This is a genomic window from Methylophaga sp. F-2 (assembly GCF_056859315.1).
The window spans coordinates 425899-441594 of record NZ_JBSXOF010000019.1; the positions used below are offsets into that span (position 1 = coordinate 425899).

Here is a 15696-nt window from a genome sequence, read left to right on the forward strand (position 1 = left end):
CCCCTGAATATATCAGTATTGAATAAGCGCTGAACCCCATGTAAATCCGCCACCAAAGGCTTCAAACAATAAAGTTTCACCACGTTTTATACGACCGTCACGAACAGCAACGTCGAGGGCTAAGGGAATAGATGCCGCTGAGGTATTGCCATGTTTATCAACCGTGACAACCACTCTATCCATCGACATCTGTAACTTTCTTGCTGTAGCAGCAATAATACGAATGTTAGCCTGATGAGGAATAAGCCAGTCAACAGCAGTTTTATCCAGCTGATTGGCTTCCAATGTTTCATCAACAATGCTGCTAAGGGTTTTTACTGCAACCTTAAAGACTTCATTACCTTGCATATCGATATAAGCAGAATCATCAGTAGCATCCGAACCTGGGCCTGCTGGCACCTGTAATAAACTGCTGAAACTGCCATCGGAGTGAATATGCGTAGAAATAATGCCAGGTTGTTGTGATGCCTGAAGAACGACTGCTCCAGCACCATCCCCAAATAATACACAAGTATTTCTATCTGACCAGTCAATAATACGCGAGATGGTTTCTGCACCGACCACTAGAACATTTTTCACACCACCTGCTTTAATGAATTTATCAGCAATGGTCAGTGCATATACAAATCCAGTACAAACAGCTTGTACATCAAATGCCGGACAACCAGCAATATCAAGTTTCGCTTGCAATAATGAGGCTGTACTTGGAAATATTTGGGTAGGTGTGGTAGTTGCAACGATAATGAGATCAATATCATTATTCGTAATACCGGCAGCTTCAATGGCTTTAACAGAGGCTTGGTATGCAAGATCTGTTGTTGTTTCATTCTCGGCAGCAATATGACGTTCTTTTATTCCCGTCCGTTCAGTAATCCATTGGTCACTGGTTTCAACCATAGACTCAAGATCATGATTGCTGAGTACTTTTTCTGGCAAATAACTACCAGTACCCGCGATACGAGAATACATCACAATACTTGTCCTTCCAGCAACACTTCCAGGTGTTTAGTTATATTTTTCGGCACATCCTTGGCGGCTTCGATAATCGCTATATTTATAGCGTTAGCGAAAGCAAACTCATCGGCACCACCGTGACTTTTAATCACAATACCTTGCAAACCAATCAGGTTTGCACCGTTATAGGCACGGGGATCTAACTCATTACGGAAATGTTTTAATACAGGTGAAGCAATTAAACCAGCTAATTTAGTGAGCCAATTACGGGAAAATGATTGCCGTAAATAATGACGAATCATATGAACGACACCTTCACTGGTTTTTAGAGCAACGTTACCGACAAAACCGTCACAAACAAGCACATCGGCTTCACCATGGTATAAACCATCACCTTCAACATAACCGATGTAATTAAGATCAGTCTGCTCTAACAAGCGTGATGCTTCTTTGACGCGTTCGTTACCTTTTATCTCTTCAGAACCGATATTGAGCAAACCGACTTTAGGTTTGTCTTTACCATCCACAAGTTCAGCGAGAACAGAGCCCATTAAAGCAAACTGGACTAAATGTGCAGCACTCGAATCAACATTTGCCCCCAAATCCAGCACATAGGTATGTCCTTTCATTGTTGGTAAAGCTGAAACGATAGCGGGTCTTTCGATACCCGGTAGTGTTTTTAGTACAAATCTGGCTGTTGCCATCAATGCACCAGTATTACCCGCACTTACGCAAGCGGCTGCGCGCCCCTCTTTAACCAAGTTAATCGCCACACGCATAGAAGAATCTTTCTTCCCGCGTAATGCTTGCGATGGTGACTCATCCATCTCCACTTGCTGTGAAGCATGATGAACAATTAAGCGGGGTTCGTTATCTACATTATTTTTTTGCAGGTGAGAATGAATTATTTGTTCATCACCGACAAGAATTAATGTGACATCCGGATGTTTTTTTAATGCTGATATGGCAGCGGGGATCACGACTTGAGGTCCGTGATCCCCGCCCATTGCATCAATTGATATCGTCAGGCTCAATTGTTTTTATGCCTTATTCGCTTTTATCCGCAACAACTTTACGACCACGGTAATAGCCATCAGCTGACACATGATGACGACGGTGTAATTCACCTGAAGTTGAATCAACAGATAATGTTGTTTCGGTTAAGGCATCATGTGAACGACGCATTCCACGACGTGATGCACTTTTTTTGTTTTGTTGAACAGCCATGACTAAAAACTCCTAAGCCTTTTAAAAATTCAAAATTATTTTTTTGATTTCAATGCAGATAATACTGCGAACGGAGATGCCTGTTTTTCAGGTTTCTCCCCTACCTCTTCGTCCCCAGATTGCCATACCTCTTTCGGCAAACAATCAAAATCATGTTTAGGCACTAGGGGAAGTGCCAAAATTAACTCATCTTCCACAACATCAGCAGGGTTCACAAACTCCGATTCATCAATTATCCAAGGCTCGTATTGCTCAGATAATTTACTGACTAAGCGTTCATGTTTTACCAAACCCAACAATGTTTCTATTGTTATTGGGTAAAGCAGCTCTCCCATACAACGCTCACATGTCATCGACAACTCGGTGACAAACTGACCCTGCATATAGGGAGTCCCGATTTGATCAATATCAAATCGCATCTTGACCTTAACCGTACCCGCATCATTGAAGAGAGAGGGTTTCAAACGTGACAAAGATGTCAGTTCAATTTCCCCTTCAAGCTCTCGCCCATTATGAGCAAAACGAAACGGATCTATTTCTTTTGGCAATTGCTGGTGCATAATCGACGGGATTATATAAGAAATATCGAAAAACAGCAAAGTGGATACGTATATGGCTTCATAATCTTAGTTGTTATGTAGCTCAATTACAGCATTACTTTTATCAGATGTCTGTTTACTGAGGTCATTTCGCATCGCATCGATGTAATATAGATAATTGGCATCAATATCTCCCGTGATGTACTCCCCATCAAAACAAGAGGTATCAAAGCGTTCAACATCGCTCTTTTTATTAATAGCTGAGACCAGATCTGGCAGATCCTGATAAACAAGCCAATCTACGCCAAGTTCCTTGGAAATTTCTTCGATACTTCTGTCATGGGCCACAAACTCATTTGCAGATGGCATATCGATACCATAGACATTCGGGAAACGAACCGGTGGGGCTGCTGAAGCCAGATAGACTTTATTAGCGCCCGCATCTCTTGCCATCTGAACAATTTGCTGTGATGTTGTGCCACGAACAATAGAGTCATCAACTAACAGTACATTTTTCCCTCTAAACTCCAAATCAATCGCATTTAATTTTTGACGGACAGATTTTTTACGCATAGTTTGACCAGGCATAATAAACGTTCTGCCTATATAGCGATTTTTGATAAAACCTTCTCTATACACCACGCCTAGATCGTATGATAACTGCAATGCAGCGCTACGGCTTGTATCTGGAATCGGGATAACCACATCAATATCATGATCCGGAAACTCACGTTTAATTTTATGGGCCAGTTTTGTCCCCATACGCATCCGACTTTTGTGAACAGAGATGCCATCCATCATAGAATCAGGTCTGGCAAAATAAACATATTCAAAAATACATGGTGATTTGATGGGATTATCAGCACACTGTTGAGAATAAAAGTTGCCTTTTGTATCAATAAAAACACATTCACCTGGCTCAATATCACGGACTAATTCATAGTCCAGGATATCAACAGCGACACTCTCAGAAGCCACAACATATTCAGTCCCCTGCGCTGTTTCACGTTTGCCAATGACAGCTGGGCGAATACCGTATGGATCACGAAATGCCATGACACCAACACCAGAAATCATCGCAACAGCGGCATAAGCGCCTTTACAACGACGATGCACTTGAGCAACGGCTTTGAAAATGTCTTCAGGCAGTGGTGTCAGCTTAGAACTATTTTGTAATTCATGAGCCAGCACATTGAGTAGCACTTCAGAATCAGAATCAGTGTTGAGATGACGACGGTCCGTCTGGAACAATTCGTCTTTCAATACTTTTGTATTGGTTAGATTGCCATTATGTGCCAGAGCAATACCAAAGGGTGAGTTAACATAAAATGGTTGTGACTCAGCTGAGGTTGAACAACCTGCAGTAGGATAGCGAATATGACCAATCCCCATCTTGCCTTTAAGACGAATCATATGACGGGTGTGGAAAACATCTTTAACGAGTCCATTATCCTTACGTAGGAAAAACTTGCCATCATCGTCGCAAGTCATAATTCCAGCAGCATCCTGTCCTCGATGTTGCAGTACGGTCAATCCATCATATAAGGCCTGGTTAACCTCAGAATGACCCACAATACCAATAATTCCGCACATAGTTTGCCCTGTCAGGAAGTTAATTGTAGTTGATATGTTGAGCGATATCTGCTGGTAACAGATCACGCACCCAAACCGCTAGTTTGATGAAATGCTCTAGCAAGATAGAGTTTTGCCACCAACTGTCTGCTGGCATTGGTGTCGCACCAGCAGCTAGAACCAAGATAGTGACAATGGCAACACCTCGTATCAAACCAAAGATAATACCCAAAGCACGGTCAGTACCGGTAAGCCCGGTTTTTTCAACAACTTGAGATATTAGGTGATTGACCATAGCGCCAAGAATCAATGTCACTGCAAATAAGACAAAAAAAGCCAGAAATAATCGTATGGATGGTGTCGATATATAGTCAGCTAATAAGGTAGACAGATTCGAGTAAAAAAGTATGGCTACCCAGAAAGCTAAAATCCAACTAGCTAATGAAAGCACTTCTTTCATAAAGCCCCGGACGATACTGATAGCGGCCGACAAAAAAATCAGACCTATTATCAGATAGTCAACCCAAACCATAGTTACCCCGCAACGAGCTGCGATCTAAACCGTGAATTTTAACAGATTAACCAACAACAACCCAGTATTTTTACAGTTATATTTCATTGTCTGTTTTAGACACAAAGATTAAGGTTGATATTGCAAAATTTGCGTAGATAACTTGAGTTTCTCGCTGAGCATTTTTGCTGTTTTTTCTAATTTATCGCGATCTGCCACAGGCTGTAGACGAACACGGTAAATCGGGTTTTTATCCGTTTTCACAATTTCAATTAATGGATTGTATCCCATGGACTCCAGTTCTTTTGATAATGCATCTGCATTATCACGTACGCCAAAGCTGGCTAATTGTAAAACCCATAAAATCTCATTTTTTTGTTCTGCAGCCTTTTCTGGAGCTGGAGCTGGAGCTGGAGCTGGAGCTGGAGCTGGAGCTGGAGCTGGAGCTGGAGCTGGAGCTGGAGCTGGAGCTGGAGCTGGAGCTGGAGCTGGAGCTGGAGCAGTATGTTCCTTTTCAGTCAGCTTTTCATTGTCTTTATTTACTGATGTGTCATCTGACTGCGTAGTCGGTGCAACCTCCTGAGATGTCACGGGCGGTTCAACACGTTCCGGTTCATCATCTAAAGGCTCAATGATGGAATCAAAAGGAATTGGCTTATCCACGATATCGTCGATATCATTCTTTGCAACAGAAGCTAATAATAACCAAGCAATAACACCGATAACAAAGAGTAATAAGGCAGCCCCTATCAAGCGTTGCTTTTGTACCAGTGTCATTGCTTGCTCCAGTGATTAATGATGATTGGGTGAGTTTACCTCATGATACTTATTTTTATCAGAGGCAATAACTCCCGTTTCGTTATTGGCTGAAGGCATATGCTGTAAGGCAACATCGAGCACTTCATAGATCCATTTAACAGGAATGATAGTTAAACCTTGTTTAACATTTTCAGGAATTTCCTTCAAATCCTTAACGTTATCGTGAGGAATTAATACTGTATCTATTCCACCTCGATGAGCAGCTAACAGTTTTTCTTTTAGTCCACCAATGGCTAATACTTCACCACGCAGCGTAATTTCACCCGTCATAGCTACATTCGCTTTGACAGGAATGCCAGTGATAGCCGAGACTAATGCGGTACACATACCAATACCAGCACTTGGACCATCTTTCGGTGTAGCACCTTCAGGTACGTGGATATGAAGATCATGTGTTTGAAGAAAATCTTCACTAATGCCCCACTCTGTTGAACGAGACCGAACAACCGTTGTAGCCGCCTGGATAGATTCCTGCATAACATCACCTAATTTACCGGTATAAGCAGACTTACCTTTGCCTGGCATAATAGCTGATTCAATCGTTAATAGCTCACCACCGACTTCAGTCCAGGCTAATCCGGTTACCTGACCGACACGATCACTTTCTTCAGCCACACCATATTGATAGTGATATACACCTAAGTATGTTTCGATATTATCGGCCGTCACGATAACTTTTTCGTTTGGCTGCTCAGTAATAATTTGTTTCACTAATTTACGGCAGATTTTTGAAATTTCACGTTGTAAATTACGTACGCCAGCCTCCCGGGTATAACGTCGAATAATTTCCATAACGGCATCTTCCTGAATATCAATTTCCTCAGCTTTAAGACCATTGTCTTTAATCGCTTTAGGTAAAAGATACTTCATGGCGATATTGAGTTTTTCATCTTCTGTGTAGCCCGCAAGACGAATAATCTCCATACGATCACGTAATGCATCGGGGATATTCAATGTATTTGCAGTACAGACAAACATAACGTCGGATAAATCATATTCAACTTCTAAATAATGATCGGCGAACGTTGAATTTTGCTCAGGATCAAGCACTTCAAGTAATGCTGATGCAGGGTCACCGCGAAAGTCTTGAGCCATTTTGTCTATTTCATCAAGCAGAAATAAAGGATTTTTTACTTCTGTTTTACAAATGTTCTGTATGACTTTACCAGGCATAGAACCTATATATGTACGGCGATGACCACGAATCTCAGCCTCATCTCTTACACCACCTAAGGCCATTCGGGTGAACTTACGATTAGTCGCCCGCGCGATAGATTGTGCAATCGATGTTTTACCCACACCAGGAGGACCGACCAAGCAAAGAATGGGACCTTTTGATTTTTTTACACGTTTCTGGACTGCAAGGTATTCAACGATACGCTCTTTGACTTTTTCAAGACCGTAATGGTCTTCATCCAAGACCTCTTCAGCCTTGTGCAAATCCAAAGTCACTCTTGAGCGTTTTTTCCAAGGCACTTCCAGTAACGATTCAATATAGTTTCTAACTACAGTCGCTTCTGCAGACATTGGCGACATCATGCGAAGCTTTTTCAATTCTGATTCCGCTTTTGCACGTGCTTCGGCCGGCATGCCGGCTTTTTCGATATTCGCAGCAAGCTCATCCGTCTCGTTTGCAGATTCGTCTATTTCGCCTAACTCTTTCTGAACGGCTTTGAGCTGTTCGTTTAAATAGTATTCGCGCTGGCTTTTTTCCATTTGTTTTTTAACACGGTTGCGAATACGTTTTTCAATCTGCTGAATATCAATCTCGCCTTCAAGGAAAGCCATTAACTTCTCAACGCGCGCTTTTACATCACTCATCTCAAGTAACATTTGCTTATCTTCAAGCTTCAGTGTCATATGAGCAGCAACGGTATCAGACATACGCGACACGTCCTCGATACTCGAAAGCGATGAAATCACCTCAGGTGGAATCTTTTTATTTAATTTGACGTATTGTTCAAATTGACCCAATAACGTTCGCATGAGAACATCGGCTTCACGGTCATCTTCGATATCATCAATAAATGGTGCCACTTCGGCTTCTGTATGCGTATCATGATTATGGAAATAAACCACATTTGCACGCTGTACACCTTCGACCAATACTTTAACCGTACCGTCAGGCAGTTTCAGTAGTTGTAAGATATTTGCCAGTGTTCCTGTTTCATATAAACCATCAGAGTCAGGCGTATCTTCTGATGAATCTTTTTGTGCAACCAACAGGATTTGTTTACTTTCATCCGTTGCCGACTCAAGGGCTTTGATAGATTTATCTCTACCAACAAAAAGTGGTATCACCATATAGGGATACACGACAACGTCACGTAAAGGTAAAACAGGAACAACCTTTATGTTGTTATCGTTTGAAGTGGTAGTTAGTTCATTTTCCATTAAGGCAAACCTCTTACATGTGTCTGTAGACACCCAATTTAGGACATGAATTCAATATGGGGTCAGACAATAAAAAATCAAGCATACAGAAATCGTATGCTTGATTTAATGTGCAGATACAACGGTATAGTTAACTGATTATTTATCGCCAGAGGCCATATCAGTGCTTTGATCTTCGTAAATCAAAATAGGTGAATTCTCACCAGTAATCACACTTTCATCAATCACTACTTTGGATACGTTATCTGCTGACGGTAACTCAAACATAGTATCCAACAACACATTTTCAATGATAGATCGTAAACCACGAGCGCCTGTTTTTCTCTCCATAGCTTTTCTGGCGATAGCTCTTAATGCATCATCTCTGAACTCAAGTTCAGCATTTTCCATATTGAATAATTGTTGATACTGCTTAGTTAGTGCATTTTTAGGTTCAGTTAGAATCTGAACCAATGCTTTTTCGTCTAGCTCATCCAATGTAGCAACTACCGGTAGGCGACCAACAAACTCTGGAATAAGACCATATTGAATAAGATCTTCAGGCTCGACCGTCCGTAATGACTCACTCAATGGCTTATTGTCATCCACACTTTTTACTTCAGCAGAGAAGCCAATACCCCCTTTTTGGGTTCGATTTCTGATAACTTTATCCAAACCAGCAAAAGCACCACCGCAGATAAATAAAATTTTACTTGTATCTACCTGTAAGAACTCTTGTTGAGGATGTTTGCGACCGCCTTGTGGTGGTACAGAGGCAATCGTTCCCTCAATCAATTTCAGCAATGCCTGTTGAACACCTTCACCACTCACATCGCGAGTAATTGATGGGTTGTCTGATTTGCGAGAAATTTTATCTATCTCATCAATATAGACGATGCCTGTCTCTGCTTTATCAACGTCATAATCACATTTTTGCAGTAGCTTCTGGATGATATTTTCAACATCTTCCCCTACATAACCGGCCTCTGTAAGCGTGGTTGCATCAGCCATAGTAAAAGGCACATTTAACTGTCTGGCTAATGTCTCAGCTAACAACGTTTTACCGCTACCGGTAGGCCCGATTAAAAGAATATTGCTTTTAGACAGTTCTACGTCGTTATCTTTATTAGCCGTACGAAGACGTTTGTAATGGTTATAAACCGCAACAGAAAGGTAACGCTTAGCGCGTTCCTGTCCGATCACGTAATTATCTAGTGCATCATTAATTTCGCGAGGTGTAGGTAATTTACTTTCGGCTTCTTCAGTCGCCATTTCCTGCATTTCTTCACGAATAATGTCGTTGCATAGATCGACGCATTCGTCACAAACAAATACAGATGGACCAGCGATTAATTTTTTTACTTCATGCTGACTTTTTCCACAAAAAGAGCAATAAAGTAATTTATCATCGTTATTTTTGTCGTCGCTCATATTTTTACTACCTTACGCGTCATCTATAAATTTTATCGGCCGAGATTGCTTATTCTGTAGGTCGGCTTGTTAATACTGAGTCGATTAAACCATATTCGACAGCTTGTTCACCGTTCATGAAGTTATCACGGTCAGTATCTTTACGAATTGCTTCTATATCTTGACCAGTATGCTTGGCAAGAATTCCGTTTAAACGATCACGAATACTCAAAATTTCTTTTGCGTGAATATCAAAATCAGAAGCTTGTCCCTGGAAACCACCTAATGGCTGGTGCACCATGATACGTGAATTAGGCAGACAATAACGCTTTCCTTCTGCACCACCGGCTAAAAGAACCGCGCCCATACTGGCGGCCTGACCAATACACAATGTGCTGACATTAGGTTTAATAAACTGCATGGTATCGTAAATAGCTAAACCAGCCGTTACTGCACCACCAGGTGAATTGATATATAGATGAATGTCTTTATCAGGATTTTCTGATTCAAGGAATAACAACTGGGCAACTACCAGGTTAGCCATTTGATCTTCAACAGGGCCGACTAAAAATATGACACGTTCTTTTAATAAACGAGAAAAAATATCATACGAGCGTTCACCACGAGATGTTTGCTCAACGACGATAGGCACCAGTGCGTTTTGAATCATACTGGTTTCTTCACCAGAAAATTTATTTGTCATAACCATCCTAATTTCAAGGTCCCAATAAAAAAACAGCCCATACCCATTTCACATGAGTACGGGCTGCATTCAATATCAGCGTTGTTAATTAGTTAGATACTGCATTAACGACGTCTGAGAATGTCGATGTACTCTCTTCTACTTTAACATGGTCATAAATCCATTCAACTACCATGTCCTCTACAACTGTCATTTGAATTTCTGACAGTCTTTCTTGATTGTTCATGTAGAAGGTAACAACTTCTTCTGGATCTTCGTAGCTAGCCGCAATCGCGTCAATAGCTTCTTTTACGCGATCTTCCTCAGGACGAATTTCGTTATCAGAAATAATCTTACCAATCAAAAGGCTTAACTTAACGCGCTTTTCTGCATTTTCTTTAAAATTGTCAGGATTGAAAGGCAAACCTTCAACATTTACGCCCTGATTGCGGAGATTGTTTTTTGCTTGCTCAACAAGATATTGTGCTTCACGTTCAACAGGGGCTGACGGTAAAGCAATTTCATTGTTTTTGGCCAATGAATCCATCGCTTTACGTTTGTTCAGTGTTTTTAATGCTGATTTCAGTTCACGTTCCATATTGGCACGCACTTCTTTTTTCAGTGCAGCGATGCCATCTTCGACACCACACAGTTCAGCAAATTCTTTATCCAGTTTAGGTAATTTTTTCTTAGCAACTTGTTTGACGGTAACAGCAAATTTAGCTTCTTTACCTTGTAAGCGCTCTGCACGGTAATCTTCAGGGAAAGTTAATGTAACTTCAACTTCCTGATCGGCTTTTTTACCAATTAATTGTTCTTCGAACTCAGGCAACATACGTCCTTCGCCTAATTCGAGTAACACATCCTGACCTTTGCCGCCCTGGAATTCTTCACCGTCGATGGTACCAACGAAATCAATGGTAATGCCATCGCCTTCTTTCGCACCACGTTTTAGTGGTTCCCAAGACATACGTTGTTCACGTAACGTTTCCAACATACGGTCAACATCTTCATCAGTCACTTCAGCAACTGTTTTTTCCAGTGTAATGTCATCAAGTTTGACACTTTCTACTTCTGGGAAAACTTCGTAGTTAAGGGTATAGATAAAGTTACTGCCTTTTTCATCCATACTATCGATATGTGGAGGACTAGCTGGATTAACACCTTCTTGGGTGAAGGCTTCACGCATGCTTTCCTGAACAAGAGAGTCAATAACTTCACGACGTGCAGATGGTCCGTGTGTTTTAGCGACCATGTTCATCGGTACTTTGCCGGGACGGAAACCCGCCATTTTCACATTAGGTCTAATTGACTTAAGGCGTTCCTGTACTGCTTGCTCGATATTGGCATCTTCGACTGTGACGGTCATACGGCGACCAAGTTCGCTCACGTTTTCTACAGTAACTTGCATTCTCTAACCTCAAACATGGGGATTTAGGCATGGCGGTTTCGCCATCCGCCTATTGTAGTAATGGTACGAGAGGAGAGACTCGAACTCTCACAGGTTACCCTACTGGAACCTAAATCCAGCGCGTCTACCAATTCCGCCACTCTCGCATAATCATTTATCAGACATGCCTGATGCCTGAAAGAAGTCGGCTATTATAGCGATAACATTTCGATAAAACTAGCCTTGAATCGCTAAAAAACTAATTCCCATGTTCGTTTGCTGGCAAAACTGCTGAAATGCAATGAATTCTTGCTGAGAAATATCTCGCTTGCTCGAACTTCGATCGGCCATAAACAAGCCAATAACTTTATTTTTTACCACTACAGGCATGAGCAAATACGATGACCCTTCTAGCATGGCTCTGATTTGTTTGGAAATATTGTCTTCGTTACTTTTCTCTAGAAATAAAGACTGACGCTGCTCTACTACTCTTTTAAATACCTGATTGGAAGCCAAATCAATAATTAACTGCTGTTTAAGCTCATCGACCTGTTTTCCTAGCCCTGTTTTGCAGGTTAACTTTGTTCGTGTTTCATTCAGCAACATGAACACAGCCCGATCCATACCCAAACCGCGCGTGAGTCCTTCAAGCGTCATTTCCAGAACAATACTGATTGATGGTAGCGGCAGCTCTTGTAGTACCTGTGTCATCTCTTGTGACACTCTCATTAGATAGTCAAAATCGGGAGCAGAAAAATCATTCAGAACATCAGGAATATCAAGCTTTGGTAAGGCTTCAGCTTCATCGATATGGTCGGGTAACAGAATTGCCCTGCTGATTTGTTCGCTTCCGTATAGCACTGTCAGCTCTTTCGATTTGTTCACATTAGATAGAACTAATTTTTTTGCTTTTTCAACTGACACATCACAAATTTGAGCCACACGCTTAGATACTGTTTCTAGCTCTACCTGCTTCCATCCCTGCTGTGCTGTTGTTGCAATATCAACAGCCAGAGAAATAACCTTGGTATTTTTTGCCGACAAGCGATTATTCAAATAGTCATTAAGTAACTCGCCTAATGACCAATCATGACAGAGGGTTTTTGTTAAGTCAGTCAGTCTGAAGCCCAACACTTTCAGCTCTGCCTTGGTTGACTCTATTCCTTCATGCATTTCATTCAACAGTGTCAGGCTTTCTTCACCAGCAAATGCCCAAAATGCCATATAGCCAAGACGTGAAAGTAAGGTCGCAACAAAAATATCTTCGGCGTCGTCTAACTTCAACTGTTTTGCAAACTCTTGTGCTTGAGTAGCTGCATGAAATGCAAAAGCCATTTCTTGAATCAACTGGGCGCGTTGTTCACCTACTCTCAGATTATCAATGAGCGCCATTGACAGTGTAATGACTTTTATTTGATCAAACCCCATGACCATTACTGCACGAGAAACAGTGCTGATGCTGTGTCTGGTTGGATTGAAATGAACGGTATTGGCTGCCTTCAAAACCCGACTGGTTAAAGAGGCATCCTGAAGAATAATATTAGCCACATCTGATGCTGAACTTTTACCACTATGTAATGCCTTGGTGACATTCGCCACAGTGCCAGCAAAGATTGGCATATCCTCTTCACTGAGTTGTTTTATCCAATCAGATATCGATGCATTGACCACTAGAGGTTAATCCTGCGCTTTTTTTTGATTTGCAACACCATGCGGAACATGTCCGGTAGCAACATGTTCCACAGCGGATTGACAATGCTTTTCCTGGTCATCAAAAAAGATATCCGCACCGAATGATTTCAAAAACGGGCCTTTATCCATTCCTCCCAGGAATATAGCTTCGTCAATTCGTATATCCCATGCTCTTAGAGTACGAATAACACGTTCATGTGCAGGCGCAGAACGCGCTGTGACTAATGCTGTTCTGATAGGTGATGCATTCTCACCGTATTCAGTCTGAATCTGATTCAGTGCCATCAAGAAATCTTTAAATGGTCCACCGGGTAAGGGTTCACGCGCGGTCTGCTGCTCATTTTCAGTGAAAGCTTTCAAGCCTTTTTCTTTGAAAATACGTTCCGAATCATCAGAAAAAAGAACAGCGTCACCATCAAATGCGATTCTAAGCTGATCACTGTCATTATTACTTCTGATATGTGATGGCAGAATAGTGGCGGCAGCAATACCGGCTTCCAACGCCATACCCACGTCTTCAGGACTGGTTGATAAAAATAGATGTGCGTTAAAAGGCGCTACATATCTGTACGGACTGCTACCTGATGTAAATACCGCACGAGTAATAGCTAATTTATGATGCTGTATGGAATTAAAAACGCGTAGTCCAGTATCGGCAGAATTACGTGATAACAGAATAATTTCAACTTTAGGCGTATTGGGATTGTTATCATTCAATGCCAATAATTTACGCACTAAACTAAAGGCACCGCCAGGTGACAGAGGCACATCTTCATTTTCGATTTGATAGTTACAATAAGCCTCTGTGCCTTGTTCTTCATAGATTCTATGACTTTCATCCAAATCGAATAAAGCCCGAGATGAAATAGCAAGAACAAGTGGTTTGGTTTCCATTATATTTTGACATCCCTCAACAATGATTGGCCGTCAGTACGAGCAATTCTGATAATTCGCTCCCATGCAATCTCTCCAAGTTGATTTACACTTGGTTCCTTAGCAAGCCCCTGCAAATCTTCATCTAAGGTTCTGATAACAGAGACTTCGCTGGGTTTACCTTTAGGAAAGTTACTATTTTCAGAAAAGACTATACGGCAAAAGATTGGGACTTTCGGTGCTAATAACTGTAACGCATGTTTAGTGTTGTAGATCCGATGTAGTGGATTGGTGAACTTGAAGCTTCTACCGTCGATAATTTGTGTCCATTGATCTATGTGATCGGCACCAAATAAATGTCCTGACATCGGATATGTTTCAATAATCAATAACCCTTGCTCAATCAGCAGTAAGCGTTCAATTTCTATCGCCCCACCTAAACCATCAGGAATAATAATAGATTTTGCTTCTTGCTTTTTTATTGATTGTAATGAACGTTCCAGCTTTCTTGAATAACGTGAGCGTTTTCTTTTACGTTTAATCACAAACACTAAAGCTAGTAGAACACACACCGCGATAGCGATGGTTATTTGAGTGGATAAATCGAAGGTAATAATTGTACTGGCCTCAATATTGTTGTGTGCTAATTATACGAAATCGTCACCGTATTGTATTCACTTTATGTTATGACTTTAGCGGTAAATGAGTAATCGGATCTTCATGGATAATCACTTCTGCATCATCGAATAAGTCAGCTATCTGATGCTCAAGTTTATCGGCAATCTCATGTGCTTCTCTTAATGTCAGTCTTTCATCCAGCTCCAAATGAAGCTGTACAAAGACCGTTGTGCCTGAACGCCGGGTCCGTAAATCGTGTAATCCCCTTGCTTGAGGATGATTCAATATCAATGCACTAATTTTTTCCCGCTCTTCATCCGGCAATTCATGATCCATGAGTAAATCAATCGATTCTTTCACAATGCCCCAAGCACTGTGCAAAATAAACAATGCTATGGCGATAGCAATGATAGGGTCAGATAAGTACCAGCCATTCATGCTAAGCACTAATGCCAGGATGACACCGCCATTGACCAACAAATCTGTTTTGTAATGAAGGGCATCCGCTTTAATTGCGGTTGAGTCCGTCTTTCTGATGACATAATTCTGGAATGTCATTAATGCTAATGTAGCTACAATAGAAAACAGCATTACAGCTAGGCTCACCGTCATCCCCTGCTCCATTGCCTCGGGTTTGAACAGACGATTTATAGCCTGAAGTAGCAGGATGCCAGCAGACCCTGCGATAAACATTGATTGACCCAGACCAGCGAGTGATTCTGCCTTGCCGTGACCAAAACGATGTTCTCTATCTGCTGGTTGTAATGCGTGATGTACGGCAATCATATTTAAAATAGATGCCAAAACATCCAAACTAGAATCGACTAATGTGGCTAATACACTGACCGAATCAGTCAGGAACCAGGCAAATAACTTGGCTATTATCAAAGTGATGGCTGTCGCCACAGAAGCGTATGTTGCCATCCGCATCAAATGCGCTTTATCAATGTGTTGAGGCTTATTCATGGACTTAGTATAGTGGATTACATTCAAATAGCGTGAGTCTAGCAATAATGCTGCTCAATTGTTTCATTCA

15 protein-coding genes and 1 tRNA gene are annotated in these 15696 nt (G+C 41.4%); all 16 read right to left on the reverse strand.

The features are described from left to right. Positions 1-12: 12 nt before the first annotated feature. The 16 genes from AC13DA_RS11395 to AC13DA_RS11470 all read right to left on the reverse strand — a co-directional run bounded on the left by AC13DA_RS11395 (position 13) and on the right by AC13DA_RS11470 (position 15590). Positions 13-972 carry a beta-ketoacyl-ACP synthase III gene (locus tag AC13DA_RS11395; RefSeq protein ID WP_284450801.1) on the reverse strand — a complete coding sequence of 320 codons (960 nt, stop codon included), beginning with the start codon at positions 970-972 and terminating at the stop codon, positions 13-15. Next, positions 969-1988 (reverse strand): phosphate acyltransferase PlsX, encoded by a 1020-nt coding sequence (gene plsX / locus AC13DA_RS11400; protein WP_284450800.1) that lies wholly within the window; start codon positions 1986-1988, stop codon positions 969-971. Before plsX ends, AC13DA_RS11395 begins: the two co-directional genes overlap by 4 nt. Positions 1989-2001: 13 nt before the next feature. Continuing rightward, a complete protein-coding gene (gene rpmF / locus AC13DA_RS11405) occupies positions 2002-2181 on the reverse strand; it encodes a 50S ribosomal protein L32 (RefSeq protein ID WP_007145145.1) in 180 nt (59 codons plus the stop codon). Positions 2182-2216: 35 nt separating this feature from the next. Further along, entirely contained in the window at positions 2217-2780 is a 564-nt protein-coding gene (locus tag AC13DA_RS11410; protein ID WP_273180321.1) for a YceD family protein, read from the reverse strand. A gap of 27 nt (positions 2781-2807) precedes the next feature. Beyond that, positions 2808-4313, reverse strand: coding sequence for an amidophosphoribosyltransferase (gene purF / locus AC13DA_RS11415; RefSeq protein ID WP_284450799.1), 1506 nt, complete (start codon positions 4311-4313; stop codon positions 2808-2810). Positions 4314-4332: 19 nt separating this feature from the next. Continuing rightward, entirely contained in the window at positions 4333-4824 is a 492-nt protein-coding gene (locus AC13DA_RS11420) for a CvpA family protein (protein WP_007145148.1), read from the reverse strand. A gap of 108 nt (positions 4825-4932) precedes the next feature. Then, a complete protein-coding gene (locus tag AC13DA_RS11425) occupies positions 4933-5580 on the reverse strand; it encodes an SPOR domain-containing protein (RefSeq protein WP_482945950.1) in 648 nt (215 codons plus the stop codon). Between the two features lie 15 nt (positions 5581-5595). Next, positions 5596-8016, reverse strand: a complete 2421-nt coding sequence (lon, locus tag AC13DA_RS11430) for an endopeptidase La (protein WP_284450797.1) — start codon at positions 8014-8016, stop codon at positions 5596-5598. Positions 8017-8154: 138 nt separating this feature from the next. Continuing rightward, positions 8155-9426, reverse strand: coding sequence for an ATP-dependent protease ATP-binding subunit ClpX (clpX, locus tag AC13DA_RS11435; protein WP_284450796.1), 1272 nt, complete (start codon positions 9424-9426; stop codon positions 8155-8157). A gap of 49 nt (positions 9427-9475) precedes the next feature. After that, positions 9476-10108: an ATP-dependent Clp endopeptidase proteolytic subunit ClpP gene (gene clpP, locus AC13DA_RS11440; protein WP_007145152.1), complete on the reverse strand. Its 633-nt coding sequence runs from the start codon at positions 10106-10108 to the stop codon at positions 9476-9478. 88 nt (positions 10109-10196) lie between these two features. Beyond that, positions 10197-11498 carry a trigger factor gene (gene tig / locus AC13DA_RS11445; protein ID WP_284450795.1) on the reverse strand — a complete coding sequence of 434 codons (1302 nt, stop codon included), beginning with the start codon at positions 11496-11498 and terminating at the stop codon, positions 10197-10199. A 61-nt stretch (positions 11499-11559) separates the two neighbouring features. After that, a tRNA-Leu gene (locus AC13DA_RS11450) sits at positions 11560-11644 on the reverse strand. Positions 11645-11714: 70 nt separating this feature from the next. Further along, a complete protein-coding gene (locus AC13DA_RS11455) occupies positions 11715-13148 on the reverse strand; it encodes an HDOD domain-containing protein (RefSeq protein ID WP_007145154.1) in 1434 nt (477 codons plus the stop codon). A gap of 6 nt (positions 13149-13154) precedes the next feature. Further along, the gene (locus tag AC13DA_RS11460) at positions 13155-14063 is read right to left on the reverse strand and encodes a 5'-nucleotidase (RefSeq protein ID WP_007145155.1); all 909 of its coding nucleotides are present in this window, start codon (positions 14061-14063) and stop codon (positions 13155-13157) included. After that, complete coding sequence (locus AC13DA_RS11465; RefSeq protein ID WP_273182924.1) at positions 14063-14587, reverse strand: nuclease-related domain-containing protein; 525 nt, start codon at positions 14585-14587, stop codon at positions 14063-14065. Before AC13DA_RS11465 ends, AC13DA_RS11460 begins: the two co-directional genes overlap by 1 nt. Before the next feature lie 139 nt (positions 14588-14726). Continuing rightward, the gene (locus AC13DA_RS11470; protein ID WP_284450793.1) at positions 14727-15590 is read right to left on the reverse strand and encodes a cation diffusion facilitator family transporter; all 864 of its coding nucleotides are present in this window, start codon (positions 15588-15590) and stop codon (positions 14727-14729) included. Positions 15591-15696 lie beyond the last annotated feature (106 nt).